At 70.3% G+C, this 14,290-nt stretch carries 16 protein-coding genes; 10 read left to right on the top strand and 6 right to left on the bottom strand.

All coding sequences use genetic code 11. The annotated features are described in order from the left end of the window. Positions 1-28: 28 nt before the first annotated feature. Complete coding sequence (metE, locus tag AC3RXY_RS10810) at positions 29-2,344, top strand: 5-methyltetrahydropteroyltriglutamate--homocysteine S-methyltransferase (protein ID WP_491510922.1); 2,316 nt, start codon at positions 29-31, stop codon at positions 2,342-2,344. A 108-nt stretch (positions 2,345-2,452) separates the two neighbouring features. Here metE and lexA read toward each other — a convergent pair whose 3' ends face one another. Next, the gene (lexA, locus tag AC3RXY_RS10815; RefSeq protein WP_491510923.1) at positions 2,453-3,163 is read right to left on the bottom strand and encodes a transcriptional repressor LexA; all 711 of its coding nucleotides are present in this window, start codon (positions 3,161-3,163) and stop codon (positions 2,453-2,455) included. 265 nt (positions 3,164-3,428) lie between these two features. Between lexA and AC3RXY_RS10820 the strand changes: the two genes are divergently transcribed. From AC3RXY_RS10820 to hisH, 4 genes are all read left to right on the top strand, one after another. Then, entirely contained in the window at positions 3,429-3,812 is a 384-nt protein-coding gene (locus tag AC3RXY_RS10820) for a LysM peptidoglycan-binding domain-containing protein (protein ID WP_491510924.1), read from the top strand. Positions 3,813-3,873: 61 nt separating this feature from the next. Further along, positions 3,874-4,959: a histidinol-phosphate transaminase gene (locus AC3RXY_RS10825; protein ID WP_491510925.1), complete on the top strand. Its 1,086-nt coding sequence runs from the start codon at positions 3,874-3,876 to the stop codon at positions 4,957-4,959. After that, positions 4,956-5,561: an imidazoleglycerol-phosphate dehydratase HisB gene (gene hisB / locus AC3RXY_RS10830; RefSeq protein ID WP_491510926.1), complete on the top strand. Its 606-nt coding sequence runs from the start codon at positions 4,956-4,958 to the stop codon at positions 5,559-5,561. Before AC3RXY_RS10825 ends, hisB begins: the two co-directional genes overlap by 4 nt. Then, complete coding sequence (hisH, locus tag AC3RXY_RS10835) at positions 5,558-6,193, top strand: imidazole glycerol phosphate synthase subunit HisH (protein WP_491510927.1); 636 nt, start codon at positions 5,558-5,560, stop codon at positions 6,191-6,193. Before hisB ends, hisH begins: the two co-directional genes overlap by 4 nt. Positions 6,194-6,230: 37 nt before the next feature. On the opposite strand, the gene AC3RXY_RS10840 is transcribed toward hisH, so the two are convergent. Then, complete coding sequence (locus AC3RXY_RS10840) at positions 6,231-7,520, bottom strand: MinD/ParA family ATP-binding protein (protein WP_491510928.1); 1,290 nt, start codon at positions 7,518-7,520, stop codon at positions 6,231-6,233. A gap of 182 nt (positions 7,521-7,702) precedes the next feature. Between AC3RXY_RS10840 and priA the strand changes: the two genes are divergently transcribed. Together priA and AC3RXY_RS10850 are read left to right on the top strand one after the other, a co-directional pair. Continuing rightward, positions 7,703-8,449, top strand: a complete 747-nt coding sequence (gene priA / locus AC3RXY_RS10845; RefSeq protein ID WP_491510929.1) for a bifunctional 1-(5-phosphoribosyl)-5-((5-phosphoribosylamino)methylideneamino)imidazole-4-carboxamide isomerase/phosphoribosylanthranilate isomerase PriA — start codon at positions 7,703-7,705, stop codon at positions 8,447-8,449. Further along, entirely contained in the window at positions 8,433-9,251 is an 819-nt protein-coding gene (locus AC3RXY_RS10850; protein WP_491510930.1) for an SseB family protein, read from the top strand. Before priA ends, AC3RXY_RS10850 begins: the two co-directional genes overlap by 17 nt. 127 nt (positions 9,252-9,378) lie before the next feature. Here the strand turns inward: AC3RXY_RS10850 and AC3RXY_RS10855 are convergent, their stop codons facing one another. From AC3RXY_RS10855 to AC3RXY_RS10870, 4 genes are all read right to left on the bottom strand, one after another. After that, on the bottom strand, positions 9,379-10,227 hold the full coding sequence (locus AC3RXY_RS10855; RefSeq protein WP_491510931.1) for an amino acid ABC transporter permease: 849 nt from the start codon (positions 10,225-10,227) through the stop codon (positions 9,379-9,381). Next, on the bottom strand, positions 10,224-10,871 hold the full coding sequence (locus AC3RXY_RS10860) for an amino acid ABC transporter permease (protein ID WP_491510932.1): 648 nt from the start codon (positions 10,869-10,871) through the stop codon (positions 10,224-10,226). Before AC3RXY_RS10860 ends, AC3RXY_RS10855 begins: the two co-directional genes overlap by 4 nt. A 134-nt stretch (positions 10,872-11,005) precedes the next feature. Next, on the bottom strand, positions 11,006-11,965 hold the full coding sequence (locus AC3RXY_RS10865) for a glutamate ABC transporter substrate-binding protein (protein ID WP_491510933.1): 960 nt from the start codon (positions 11,963-11,965) through the stop codon (positions 11,006-11,008). Positions 11,966-12,217: 252 nt separating this feature from the next. Further along, entirely contained in the window at positions 12,218-12,619 is a 402-nt protein-coding gene (locus tag AC3RXY_RS10870; protein WP_491510977.1) for a DUF1844 domain-containing protein, read from the bottom strand. Positions 12,620-12,834: 215 nt separating this feature from the next. On the opposite strand from AC3RXY_RS10870, the gene infC reads away from it, so the two are divergent. The 3 genes from infC to rplT all read left to right on the top strand — a co-directional run bounded on the left by infC (position 12,835) and on the right by rplT (position 14,170). Further along, the gene (gene infC / locus AC3RXY_RS10875; protein WP_491510934.1) at positions 12,835-13,479 is read left to right on the top strand and encodes a translation initiation factor IF-3; all 645 of its coding nucleotides are present in this window, start codon (positions 12,835-12,837) and stop codon (positions 13,477-13,479) included. A gap of 74 nt (positions 13,480-13,553) precedes the next feature. Beyond that, positions 13,554-13,748, top strand: a complete 195-nt coding sequence (gene rpmI / locus AC3RXY_RS10880; RefSeq protein WP_353115799.1) for a 50S ribosomal protein L35 — start codon at positions 13,554-13,556, stop codon at positions 13,746-13,748. Between the two features lie 35 nt (positions 13,749-13,783). After that, positions 13,784-14,170 (top strand): 50S ribosomal protein L20, encoded by a 387-nt coding sequence (gene rplT / locus AC3RXY_RS10885; RefSeq protein WP_491510935.1) that lies wholly within the window; start codon positions 13,784-13,786, stop codon positions 14,168-14,170. Positions 14,171-14,290: the final 120 nt, after the last annotated feature.

Genomic DNA, 14,290 nt, shown 5'->3' on the forward strand with positions numbered 1-14,290 from the left:
CTGCCCGTCGCACGTGAAAGGAAACACCATGACCGCGTTCCCCGCCGGAACCATCCTCGGCTACCCCCGCATCGGGCGGCGCCGCGAGCTCAAGCGTGCCGTCGAGGCGTTCTGGGCCGGCAAGATCGATGAGGCAGAGCTGGAGGGCACCGCGGCAGACCTGCGCGCGGCCACCCGGGCACGTCTGGTCGAGCTCGGCCTCGGCGCGACAGACTCGGCCGTGCCGGAGTCGTTCTCCTTCTACGACCAGGTGCTCGACGCCGCGGTGACCGTCGGGGCGATCCCGACCCGGTTCGCCGATCTGCGCGCGGAGGACGGTTCGATCGGCCTCCCCGCGTACTTCACGATCGCGCGCGGCGAGGGGGACCGGGCTCCTCTGGAGATGACCAAGTGGTTCGACTCCAACTACCACTACCTCGTTCCGGAGATCGGCCCGGAGACGGCGTTCTCGCTCTCGAACGACCGCATCGTCCGCCAGGTGGTCGAGGCCGCAGAGGCCGGGTACGTGACGCGCCCGGTCATCGTCGGCCCTGTCACGCTGCTGGCTCTGGCCAAGGCGTCGGACGACGCGCCCGCCGGCTTTGACCCGCTCACCCGCCTCGACGATCTGCTGCCGGTCTACACCGAGCTGCTCGGCCGCCTGCGCGCCGCCGGAGCGGCGTGGGTGCAGCTCGACGAGCCCGCGCTGGTCAGTGAGTCGCTGCCGGCTTCGCGTGCCGCCCTCGCCGCCGCCGCAGAGCGCGCCTACGCCGTGCTGGGCGGCGTCTCCGATCGCCCGGAGATCCTGGTGGCAGCACCGTACGCAGCGCTGGGCGACACCTTCGCCGTGCTCGCCGCCGCGCCGATCGAGGCGATCGCGGTCGACCTCGTCCGCGGAGACGTGCCGGCACCCGCCCCCGGCCTGGCAGGCAAGACGCTCGTGGGTGGCGTCGTCGACGGGCACAACATCTGGCGCGGCGACCTCTCCGCTGCCTTCGATCGGCTGGAGGCGCTGCGCGGCCTGGGCGCGGCCGCGGTCGCGGCGGCCACCTCGACCTCTCTCCTGCACGTGCCCCACGACGTCGAGGACGAGCCGTCGCTCGATCCGCGGCTGGCGTCCTGGCTGGCGTTCGCCGATCAGAAGGTCGTGCAGGTGGTCGGCCTCGCTCGCGGTCTCGCCGCCGGGCGCGATGAGATCGCCGCGGAGCTGGAGGCCGCATCGGCCGCTCTGGCCGACCGGCTGAGCGCACCAGGGGTGCGCGACGGTGCCGTGCGGGACCGCGCCGCAGCGCTCACCGCAGACGACTTCGCCCGCGGTGACTACGCCGCCCGCGTCGCCGCGCAGGAGGAGGCGCTCGCCCTCCCCGCGCTGCCGCTCACCACGATCGGCTCCTTCCCGCAGACCGGCGAGATCCGCCGTGCCCGCGCGCGCTTCACGCGCGGCGAGATCGACAACGACGCCTACGACGGCTTCCTCAAGCAGGAGATCGAACAGGTCATCCGCCTGCAGGAGGGCCTCGACCTCGACGTTCTCGTGCACGGGGAGCCGGAGCGCAACGACATGGTGCAGTACTTCGCCGAGCTGCTGGACGGCTTCGCGGTCACCGAGAACGGCTGGGTCCAGTCGTATGGCTCGCGCGCGACGCGCCCGTCGATCCTGTGGGGCGACGTGTCGCGTCCTGCTCCGATGACGGTGGCGTGGTCGTCTTACGCGCAGTCGCTCACCCCGCGGCCTGTCAAGGGGATGCTCACCGGGCCGGTCACGATCCTCGCCTGGTCGTTCGTGCGTGACGACCAGCCGCTCGGCGAGACCGCCAACCAGGTGGCCCTCGCGCTGCGCGACGAGATCGCCGACCTCGAGACCGCCGGGATCGCCGTGATCCAGGTCGACGAGCCGGCGCTGCGCGAGCTGCTGCCGCTGAAGAAGGCCGACCAGCCGGCGTACCTGGACTGGTCGGTGAACTCCTTCCGCCTGGCCACCGGTGGTGCTGCGGCGGCCACGCAGGTGCACACCCACCTGTGCTATTCGGAGTTCGGCGTGGTGATCGATGCGATCCGCGCCCTCGACGCCGATGTGACCTCGATCGAGGCGGCCCGCAGCCGCATGGAGGTCGTCTCCGACATCTCGGAGGCGGGCTTCGACCACGGCATCGGCCCCGGGGTGTACGACATCCACTCGCCGCGCGTGCCCTCGACAGACGAGGTGGAGGAGCTGCTGCGCCGTGCGGTGGCGGAGATCCCCACGCGCCAGCTGTGGGTCAACCCCGACTGCGGCCTCAAGACCCGCGGCTATGACGAGACCACGGCATCGCTGCGCAACATCGTCGAGGCCACCCGGCGCGTCCGGGAGGACCTGCCGGCCTGATCCCGGCCGCACCACAACAGGCAGACAGCACCAGAACAGGCACATGCCGGCGAAAGCCGCCTGTTCTGGTGCTGTCTGCCTGTTTCCGGTGCGCCGTTCCTGCGGTGCTCAGACGGCGCGCAGGATCGCGACGACCTTGCCGAGCACGGTCGCGTCATCGCCGAGGATCGGCTCGAAGGCGGAGTTGCGGGGGAGCAGCCACGTGTGTCCGTCGCGCTGGCGGAAGGTCTTGACGGTCGCCTCGTCGTCGAGCATCGCCGCGACGATATCGCCGTTCTCGGCTGTGTTCTGCGAGCGCACGACCACCCAGTCGCCGTCGCAGATGGCCGCGTCGATCATCGAGTCGCCGGAGACCTTGAGCATGAACAGGTCGCCCTTGCCCACGAGCTGCCGGGGGAGCGGGAACACCTCCTCCACCTGCTGCTCCGCGGTGATCGGCACGCCGGCGGCGATGCGGCCCACGAGCGGAACGAGCGCCGCATCGCCCACGGGCGGGGCGGAGTCCGCCGGGTTCTCGGTCGCGCTGCCGGGGAGGTCGATCAGCACCTCCATCGCGCGGGTCTTGCCGGGGTCGCGGCGCAGATAGCCGCTCAGCTCGAGCTGACCGAGCTGATGGGTCACGCTGGAGAGCGACTTCAGGCCCACCGCGTCGCCGATCTCGCGCATGCTGGGCGGATAGCCCTGAAGGGCGATCGAGCGCTGGATGACCTCGAGGATCGCCATCTGCTTGGGGCTCAGGGTCTTCCGCCGCCGGGTGGGCGCCTGCTCGGCAGCCGCGGATCGATCCGCCTCGACGGGGAGGTCTTCGGTGTCGCTCATCGCTGTCCTTCGCGGCTGCCGGGCCCGATGTCTGAGGTCCGTGGTGTGCTTCGTTCATCGAAACCGTATCGAAGACATCGGTGCTTTCGGAATATCTGTTCGAGCGTGTCTGGCTATCCGGTGCGCCCGGGTGGGCAGAAGCCTTGACAGATGTTCGAAATCGAAGATATCTTCGGAACAGAAGTTCGGCACTCGAACTGACGTCTCTGCACCACGGTCTCGTCAGACGGCATCCGCCCCGCGGACTTCGACGAAGGAGCATCCCATGAGCAGCATCGGCATCACCGCACCGGCCCTGAGCGCGCCCGCGTTCGCGCGTACCGCGCCCGCGACCCGTCTGCGCATCACGACCCGCGGGCGCCGCGTGCTCGCGGGTCTTGCCGCAGCGCCGGTCGTGGCTGCCCTCGCCGCCGGCCTGGTCCTGGGCGGGGCGACGGCGGCGTCGTCGTCGGATGAAACCAGCACAGCGTCCTTCGCGACGGTCGTCGTCCTGCCGGGCGACACGCTCTGGACGCTCGCAGAGGAGCTTGCCCCGGCAGCCGACCCTCGCGATGTGGTGGACGCGATCATCCGGCTCAACCAGCTCGACGGCGGGTCGATCATGATCGGCCAGGAGCTGGCGATCCCCGCGGAGTACGCGCAGCGCTGAGCGCCGTGCCGCGCGATGACCGCCGCGGCGGTCGGTGCGCGGTACGTCCTACGATTGCAGCGTGGCTGTTTCTTTCGAAGACCTCCCCATTCGCGACGACCTGCGCGGTCAGAAGCCCTACGGCGCACCGCAGGCAGCGGTACCGGTCGCGCTCAACGTGAATGAGAACACGCATCCGGTGCCCGAGGAGGTCGCCGGTGACATCCTCGATGCCATCGCCAAGGCCCTGCGCGATGTCAACCGCTACCCCGATCGCGAGTTCACCGAGTTGCGTGACGCCCTCGCCGCCTACCTCGGCGGCGGGCTGAGCCGGGAGCAGATCTGGGCGGGCAACGGCTCGAATGAGGTGCTCCAGCATGTCTTTCAGGCGTTCGCCGGGCCGGGCCGCACGGTCTTCGGGTTCGGGCCAACGTACTCGATGTATCCGCTGCTCGCGCGCGGCACGGGAGCCCGGTGGATCGAAGGCACCCGCCACCCCGACTACACGCTGACCGCAGACGAGGCGGTCGCTCAGCTGCGCGCGGCGGACCCCGATGTCGTCGTGCTCTGCTCGCCGAACAACCCCACCGGTACGCCGCTTCCCCTCGACGTGATCGAGGCCGTGGCGGACGCCGCGCGCGGGATCGTGATCGTCGATGAGGCCTATATGGAGTTCGCTCCCCAGGACGCCCCCTCGGCGATCACGTTGCTCGCCGGCCGGCCACGCGTGGCCGTGTCCCGCACGATGAGCAAGGCCTTCGCGTTCGCGGGTGCCCGGGTCGGCTACCTCGCCGCCGATCCTGCATTCATCGACGCCCTGCGACTCGTGCGCCTGCCGTACCACCTGAGTGCGCTGACGCAGGCGGCTGCCGTCGCCGCGCTCCGGAACGCCCCGACGATGCTGCGCATGGTGGACGACATCGTGGAGCAGCGCGATCGCATCACCGCGACTCTCGAGGCCCTGGGGTACGCTCCGGCGCCGTCGTGGACGAACTTCGTGCTCTTCGGCGGCGTGGCAGACCCCGCGGCGACGTGGGAGGCACTCCGTGACCGCGGAGTCCTGGTGCGCGATGTCGGCATCCCCGGCCACCTCCGGGTGAGCGCCGGCAGCGAGGCCGAGACCACGGCGTTCCTCGACGCCCTGGCGTCGGTAGGATCGGTCGCATGACCGCGCCCCGCACCGCCCGCCGCACCCGCACGACGAGCGAGTCCTCCGTCGAACTCGAGCTGAACCTCGACGGCACGGGAGAGAGCACGATCGAGACCGGCGTGCCGTTCTACGACCATATGCTCACGGCTTTCGCGCGGCACTCGCTCACCGACCTCACGGTGCGGGCCACGGGAGACACCCATATCGACGCCCACCACACCGTGGAGGACGTCGCGATCGTCCTCGGCGATGCGATCCGGGAGGCGCTCGGCGACAAGCGCGGCATCTCGCGGTATGGCGACGCGCTCGTGCCCCTCGACGAGGCGCTGGCGCAGGCCGTCGTGGACATCAGCGGACGGCCGTTCCTGGTGCACGACGGCGAGTCGGACGCGTTCGTGCATCACCTGATCGGCGGGCACTTCACCGGTTCGCTGGTGCGGCACGTGTTCGAGGCCATCTCCTTCCACGCCGGTCTCACCGTGCACGTGCGGGTGCTCTCCGGCCGGGACCCGCACCACATCGCCGAGGCGGAGTTCAAGGCCTTCGCGCGGGCATTCCGTCAGGCGAAGGCGCTCGATCCGCTGATCACCGGTGTTCCGTCGACCAAGGGAGCGCTATGACCTCCGCGCCTCGGGTAGCCGTGCTGGACTACGGCTCCGGCAACGTCCACTCCGCGGTCAAGGCGCTCGCCGAGGCCGGGGCGGATGCGGTGCTGACCTCCGATCGCACCGAGGCGATCGAGGCCGACGGCCTGGTCGTCCCCGGTGTCGGAGCGTTCGCCGCGGTGGTCGAAGCGTTGCGTGCCAGCCGCGGGGACGAGATCATCGGACGCCGGCTCGCGGGGTCCCGCCCTGTGCTGGGCATCTGTGTCGGCATGCAGGTGCTGTTCGCGCACGGCGTCGAGCGCGGCCAGGACGTCGAGGGGCTCGGCGAGTGGCCGGGGACGGTCATCGAGCTGGATGCGCCCGTTCTCCCGCACATGGGCTGGAGCACCGTCGACCCCGGGGAGGGGAGCGTGCTCTTCCGCGGCCTCGAGGACGAGCGGTTCTACTTCGTCCACTCCTATGCCGCGTGCCATTGGGAGCTGGATGTGATCCCGCCGTTCCCCCAGCCCGTGCTGAGCTGGGCGACGCACGGGACGCCCTTCCTCGCCGCCGTCGAGAACGGCCCGCTCTCTGCGACCCAGTTCCACCCCGAGAAGTCGGGGGAGGCCGGCATCAGAATGCTGCGCAACTGGATCGCGTCACTCTGACCCGGGTTCTGCAGCGCTGCGCGAACGCGCGAGAGCCTCAGAGGCCGCGCGCCACGGCCGCCGCGGCGGCGAGCCAGGCGCGCTGCGTCTCCTGGGCGAGTCCGCCGTAGTAGAGGTGTCCGTCGACCATCTGGTGATCGAAGGGGATGCTGACCACCTCGCGCGCGAGCGAACGGTACCCCGAGACGACGTGGTCGATGTCGGAGCGCTTCGCCTTGGGATCGGCCTGCGAGACCACCACGACGGACCGCTGGGCCAGACGCGCGGAGTGCTCGTCCCGCGACTCCAGCGCCTCCAGGAGCAGGGCGCCCGCCTCGGCGTGGTCGTCGCGCGTGGTGGTGGCCACCACGATCTGGTCGGCGTGGTCGACCATGCGCAGCCACATCGGGTCGGACTCGTCGTTGCCGGAGTCGATGATGATCAGGCGGTAGAACTTCGCGGCGACGGCGTGGATCGCGTCGACGTCCTCGGGGCTCAACCGGTTCTCATGGGCCAGGCGGATCGGCTTGGAACGCAGCACGTCGTACTTCTCGCGCGGCTGGTGGTGCACATACTGCGCGAGATCGACCGACTGGGCGCCGGTGCCGAGGAGGCGGTCGACGTCTGGCAGCAGTTCCAGGAGGGTGCGATCGTGCGGACCCTCGTCGGTGCGCCAGCCGAGCGTGCCCCGCGTCTGGTTGTTGTCCCAGGCGAGCACCCCGGAGCCGCCGAACCGGGCGAAGGCCGCGGAGAGCAGCACGGTGGTGGGGGTCTTTCCCGCGCCGCCCTTGCCGTTGACGACCGCGATCGTGCGCGGCCCCGGCCAGCGGCTTCCCACGGCCTGCTCATCGTCACGCGTCGCCTGTTCCGCCTTGCCAGGGCCCAGCTTGAAACCCCAGCGGTTCAACGACCCGCGGAGGCCTTCGCGCGCGGGCTCGACGCGGCGGTCCTCCTGGAGGAACGACTGGCGCGTCGAGCGACGGGTCTGCGGTGCCGGGGCGGGGTCTGCGGCGGTGTCTTCGGCGAGGTCCGGCCGTGACGATGGGTCATCGGAGCCCGCGGCCGGGGGCGCCTGGCGGCGGGCGGTGGGCTGAGCAGGCCCCGGGGCTGTCGCGACGGGGACGGCCGCGATCGGAGCGGCTGGAGCCGGAGCCGCCGCGGTGGCAGCGGCCGCGGACGCCGCGACCGGTGCCGAACCGGCGAGGTCGGCCGGGAGTGCCGATGGTGCGGGGCTGGCGTGCACGATCGGACCGGTGAGGTCGGTGGGGGCGGTGCTGGCCGCCCGATCGGCTCCGGAGCGTCGGAGTCCGCCGGAGATCGGGTTGGGGTCTTCTACTGCGCCTGACATCGGGGGAAAGCCTACCGGGTGCGCGCCGGGACGACGGGAAGCGGGGTGGTGGGGCCGGTGCCGGGGAGGGGAGTCCGGGGCACGCTTTGAACCGCGCGCGCGTGAAGGCTAGTCTCGGGTCTTGTGCCCGTCGGCGGATCCCGCCGGAGTCTGCGGGCGTCGGATTCCCTGATAAGGACGACATGAACGACTTCGCGTCGAGCCCCGAGCTCATTCTTCTTCCCGCCGTCGACGTTGCTGGCGGGAAGGCGGTCCGCCTCACGCAGGGCGAGGCCGGCTCCGAGACCAGCTACGGCGACCCCATCGACGCCGCAGCGGAGTGGGTCGAGCAGGGGGCGCAGTGGATCCACCTGGTCGACCTCGATGCGGCCTTCGGCCGCGGCAGCAATGCCCCGATCCTGCGGAAGGTCATCCGGCAGTTCCGCCACGTGAACGTGGAGCTGTCCGGCGGCATCCGCGACGATGCCTCCCTCGAAGCGGCCCTGGAGACCGGGGCGGCACGCATCAACCTCGGCACCGCGGCGCTGGAGAACCCGGAATGGGCCGCCGACGTGATCGGACGGTACGGCGACGCGGTCGCGGTGGGTCTCGACGTGCGCGGCACCACGCTGGCCGCGCGCGGTTGGACGGAGGAGGGCGGCGACCTCTGGGAGGTGCTCGAACGCCTCGAGCGCGCCGGTTGCAGCCGGTACGTCGTCACCGACGTCACCAAGGACGGCACGCTGCGGGGGCCGAACCTCGAGCTCCTGCGTGATGTCGCCGAACGCACCGACAAGCCGGTGATCGCCTCCGGCGGTATCTCGAGCCTCGACGACATCGCCGCGCTCCGCGACCTCGTGCCGCTGGGCGTCGAGGGCGCGATCGTGGGCAAGGCCCTCTACGCCGGCGCCTTCACGCTCGCTGAGGCGCTCGATGTCGCAGGGTCCTGAGCCGCAGAGTCACGGTCCGCACGGCCACGGGGCCGGCGATCCCTGCCGCCCCGGCGACTCGGCCGGTGTCCCCTGGGAGGGACGCAGCTTTCAGCCCAATCCGCATGCCGGAGACGACGGGTCGGCCGACCCGGCCCTGCATGCCGCCATCACCGCGTTTCGCGCGGGAGAGGCGGACGCGTCTGGCATCGTCGCGGCGTATCGTTCCGCGCGCCTGCTGATCCCCCTGATCGCGGAGAAGGGCGAGGAGGGGGTCGGCCCGACCGGTCTGGTCGTCGATAAGACCCAGGAGCTGTCCATCGTGACGGTCGCGGCGCCGGACGGCCGCAAGGTGCTCCCGGTCTTCACGAGCGTCGAGACCATGCTTCGCTGGGACCCCCAGGCGCGTCCGGTGCCCGCGGACGGCGTGCGCACGGCCCTGGCCGCCGCGCACGACGACACCGACCTGATCGTGATCGACCCCGCCTCGGAGACCGAGTTCGTGCTGCGCCGCCCCGCGGTGTGGGCGATCGGTCAGGGGCAGGATTGGGACCCTGCCCATCTCTCACCGGAGGTCTATGCGGGCCTTCAGGAGAGCATCGGCAGCGAGCTGGCCGTGATCGACCTGTCTGTGGAGCCGGGCGACCCCACCGGGCGCCTGCGTGGCCCGGAGCTCATCGTGCGGCTCGAGCTCATCGACGGCCTCGATCAGCAGGAGCTGGACGCCGTGCTGCAGCGGCTTGCGCAGCGCTGGGCGGCTGACGACCGCATTGCGGTCCTGGTCGACTCGCTCGCCGTGAAGCTGGCCCGCGCGGCCTCCTGAGCCCTGCCCCAACTCAGGAGGAGTTGACGGGCAGGCCCCGGAGGCGCCGTTGTTCGGCGCCTCCGCGCAGGTCTGCCTGAGTTGGGTTTCGACGGCCGAGCGCTCCGACATCCGCCGTGGCGCCGCGTCAGGTGAGCCGGCCGCCGCGCGCGCCCAGCGTGAGCGTGCTGCGGCGACCGGTCCGGCGCGACATGCGTCGGTCGAGGCCGCGGGCTCCGGCGGAGATCAGCATGTTGACGAGGATGTAGATCACCGTCACGACGATGTAGGTCTGCACGAGGTCGCCGGTGTTGGCGATGAGCACGCGGCCGCTCTGCAGCAGCTCCGGATAGGACACCACATAGCCGAACGCGGTGTCCTTCACCACGATCGTCAGCTGCGCCACCAGCGCCGGCACCACGATGCGCAGCGCCTGGGGGAACACGATCAGGCGGAAGGCGCGTCCCTCGGTGAGCCCGACCGCGAGACCGGCTTCGCGCTGTCCCTTCGGGAGCGCCAGCACGCCGGCACGGAAGACCTCGGCGATCGTCGCGGCAGCACACAGGGTCACCGGGATGACGAGCTTGGAGAACGTGCTGACATTGAGCCCGTACGCCGGCAGGGCGAACATGAACGCGTAGATCAGCAGCAGCACCGGGATGGCTCGCAGCAGCTCGATGATGGCCGTGCACGGCCAGCTGATGACCTTCACCCGTGAGAGGCGCCCCACCGCGAGGAGCAGGCCCAGGGGCAGGGCTGCGGCGCCGGCGACCCCGGCCGCGGCCAGGGTGTTCAGCAGTGCCTGCCAGAGGTAGCCGAGCGTGGCCGGCTGGATGAACGTGAGCCACTTCGAGGGTGCGAGCGCACCGGAGGCGTAGAAGCGGTAGTAGCCGAGCGCGAGAAGCGCGACGATGACGACGATGCTCACCCAGGTGACCACGCGGATGCGGCGGCGCGCCCGGGGGCCGGGGGCATCGAAGATGGCGTGTCCGATCACCGCTGGACCCTCAGCTTCCGCTCGAGCCAGGAGCCGACCCCGGCGGCGCCCAGCGACATGGTCGCGTAGATCACGGCGGCGACGGCGAACGTCGTCAGCCCCAGCGCCTCCTTGGAGTTGATCAGCGACGACGTGTAGGTCAGGTCGGGGATGCCGACCACGGCGGCGAGCGAGGAGCTCAGCAGGATGCCGATGAACAGCGTCGTCATCGGGCCGATCACCGAGCGCGCGGCCTGGGGGAGGAGCACATGCCGGATGATGCCGCCGAATCCGAGACCGATCGATCGGGCGGCCTCCACCTGATCGGCGCCGACGGCATTGACGCCGGTGCGGATGGTCTCGCACGCGAACGCGGTCCCGACCGCCGTGGTGGCCATCATCACGCCCGGGAGGAAGCCGGGGTTGATGTCGATCTTCGGCAGTCCGTACACGACGAGGACGACCAGGGCGACGAGGGGGACGTTGCGGAAGATCTCCACGTACACCGTCGCGACGATGCGCAGCGGTGCGATCGGGCTGATGCGGAACATGGCCAGGATCGAGCCGAACAGCACAGCGCCGGCGAAGGCGACGGCGGTGATCTGGATCGTGATCCAGAGGCCGGCGAGGATGTCGGGCAGATACGTGGTCAGCAGGACGCCCATCGCGCCTCCTCTCGTGTCTTCGGCGACAGGGACGGGGTCCAGCCTGTCAGAAACGAACGAGGTTCCGGTCTCTCCTGCGGAGAAGACCGGAACCTCGCGTGTCGAGGATCCGCCCGCTCAGGCGGGAACAGGGATCACAGGCCGGTGTCGCCCGGGGTCGGCGGGGTGGGCACGGTGTCGAGGCCGGTGCGGTCGCCGATGGTCAGGGTCCAGAGCTTGGCCCATGTGCCGTCCTCGATGATCGTGTCGAGGAAGGTGTTGATGAACGCGACGGCGTCGCTGTCCTTGTTCACGCCGATGCCGTAGAGGTCCTTCGGGCCGAAGGGCTCGCCGACGATCTTGACGTCGTCGTTGGTCACGACGGCGTTCATGAGCAGCGACTGATCGATGACGTAGGCGTCGACGCTGCCCTGCTGCAGGGCCGAGAGCGCCTGCTGGTGGTCGGGGAGGGCATTGATGATCGCGCCAGGCGCCTCGGCCTCGAGCAGCGTCACGCCGGTCGAGTTGGCCTGGGTGGTGACGGTCTTGCCGTCGAGGTCGGCCAGGCTCGTGATGTCGTCGTTGTCGGCCTTGACCAGGATCGCCGCCTGGGAGCCGTAGTACGGCCCGGCGAAGGCGATGCGCTCGGCGCGCTGCGGGGTGATCGAGTAGGTCGCGATCACGGCGTCGACGGTGTTGGACTCGAGCAGCGACTCGCGGGTGTCCACGGTGACCTGCTGGAGCTCGACGTTGTTCTCGCCGAGGATGTAGTTGCTGAGCAGCTGCGAGATGCCGGCGTCGAAGCCCTTGGCCACGCCCGTCGTCGGGTCGAGCAGGGAGAACAGCTCGCTGGTCTCGGTGCCGCCGATCTTGAGAACGCCGGCGTCGCGGATGGAGCTCGCCCAGGCGTTGGCCTCGACGGCGGCGTCGTCGGCGACGGGGCCGTCGGCGACGATGGTCTCCTGGGTGACCTCTGTGGTCCCGGTTCCTTCAGCGGCCGGGGTCGCGGCATCGTCTGCCGGTGCCTCCGGGGAGCAGGCGGCCAGGGCGAGGGCGGCGGTCGCGGCGAGGGCGGCGACGCCGGTGAGGCGGCGGGGGCGTGTGATGGTTCGCATGTTCTTTCGCTTTCGTCGAACTCGGCCGACGAGGGGAGCGCCCTCGGAGCCGGAGTTGTGCGGACGTCTCCGAGTCTTGCGCGTCGCCGCCCCTCACCGCGCGCTCACAGACGCGAACTCAGGGAATCCCGGGCGGACCGTGACCGGAACGATATCGAGCGCGTCACACGCGGTCATCAGCGGGCCGGCGGAACGCCTCGGATGGTGGACGGCGCCCGGCGGCGATGCGGTGCGCTGCCGACGGCGCGGAGCTCAGGTGACCGGGCCGGTCCACTTCTCGCCGGGGCCCTTGCCCACCGGGTCAGGGATGGCCGAGGCCTCCCGGAAACCCAGCTGCAGGGACCGCAGGCCGTCTCGCAGCGACCGGGCGTGCATATCGCTGATCTCCGGGGCGCCGGCGGTGATGAGCCCGGCGAGAGCGTTGATGAGCTTGCGTGCCTCGTCGAGGTCGGTCTGGGCGTCGGGGTCGTCCGCGAGGCCGAGCTTGACCGCGGCGGCGCTCATCAGATGCACGGCGGCCGTGGTGATCACCTCGACAGCCGGAACGTCGGCGATATCGCGGGTGGCCGCCGCGGCAGCGGCCTCCTGCTCCTCCCAGCGTGCCTGTCGTTCGCTCTCGGCACGATCGCTCGGGGCCGGGGGGTTCTCGGGAATCGTCACCGGGGCTCGCCTTCTGCTAGTATTTACCGGGCTCCGGGGCATTTGCTCCGGCACGAAAGAGGATTCACTTCCCACCCGCGCTTGCCGCTCCAGGCTACCGGGTCCAGCGCTCCGCCGACGGGAGTCGGTAGACAGGGCGTGAGCCGGCGTCTGATCGTCGGCCGGGTGGGGTGTATTTCCGAACTCGCCCGCGATGCGTCCGTGTCGCGGTGGCTCCCACACCGTCGAAGGAGTTCCGCATCAGCGATCCCCGCACCAATGAGCGCATCCGCGTCCCCGAGGTCCGCCTCGTCGGTCCCGCGGGTGAGCAGATCGGCGTCGTCCGCATCGAGGCAGCGCTGCGCCTCGCCCAGGAAGCCGATCTCGACCTCGTCGAGGTCGCCCCGAACTCGAAGCCTCCCGTTGTCAAGATCATGGACTACGGGAAGTTCAAGTACGAGGCCGCGCAGAAGGCCAAGGAAGCCCGACGCAACCAGGCGAACACGGTCCTGAAGGAGGTCCGCTTCCGTCTGAAGATCGAGGCCCACGACTACACGACCAAGCTCAAGCGCGCCGAGAACTTCCTCAAGGCCGGCGACAAGGTGAAGGCGATGATCCTCTTCCGCGGCCGCGAGCAGTCGCGCCCGGATCAGGGTGTGCGCCTGCTGAAGAAGTTCGCCGAAGACGTCGCCGAGTTCGGCAGCGTCGAGTCCAACCCCACCATCGACGGTCGCAACATGGTGATGGTCATCGCTCCTCTGAAGAACAAGTCAGAGGCCAAGGCGGAGCAGAACGCCGTCCGCGCGGCGAACAAGCAGGCCGCGCGCGACGCCAAGCACTCCGATGGCCCGGAGGCGGAAGCCCCCGCGGAGTAGCCCCCGCACCGACTCCCCGCATGCGCGGGTGTACAACGTCGCCTGAAGAGGCGCGCCCAACGAAGGAAGAGAAGATGCCGAAGCAGAAGACCCACTCCGGGGCCAAGAAGCGCTTCAAGATCACCGGCAGCGGAAAGCTGAAGAAGCAGCAGGCGAACATGCGCCACAACCTCGAGCACAAGTCGAGCCGCCGCACCCGCCGCCTGAACCAGGACCAGGTCCTGTCTGCCGCGGACACCAAGGTCGCCAAGAAGCTCCTCGGCCGCTGACGCGCCCGATCTCGTACGAATAGGAATACACACTCATGGCAAGAGTCAAGCGCGCCGTCAATGCGCACAAGAAGCGTCGCGTCACCCTGGAGCGCGCCTCCGGCTACCGCGGCCAGCGTTCGCGTCTGTACCGGAAGGCCAAGGAGCAGGTCACGCACTCGCTCGTCTACGCCTACCGTGACCGTCGCAAGCGCAAGGGCGACTTCCGTCGTCTGTGGATCCAGCGCATCAACGCCGCTGCCCGCCAGAACGGCATCACCTACAACCGCTTCATCCAGGGTCTCGGTCTCGCCGGCGTCCAGGTCGACCGCCGCATGCTCGCCGAGCTCGCGGTGAACGACGCCGCGACCTTCGCCAAGCTCGTCGAGACGGCGAAGAAGGCTCTGCCGTCGGACGTCAACGCCCCCAAGGCGGCTGTCTGAGCCACGGTTCCACGCCCCGCGCCGGGGTGCGAAGAGGGCGCTCTCCTGCGGGAGGGCGCCCTCTTCGTCGTTCCGGCCGCAGCGAGGGACGGCCGGTGTCCCGCGGGAGCCTAGACTGGG

The sequence above is a fragment of the Microbacterium longlingense genome (genome assembly GCF_058349825.2).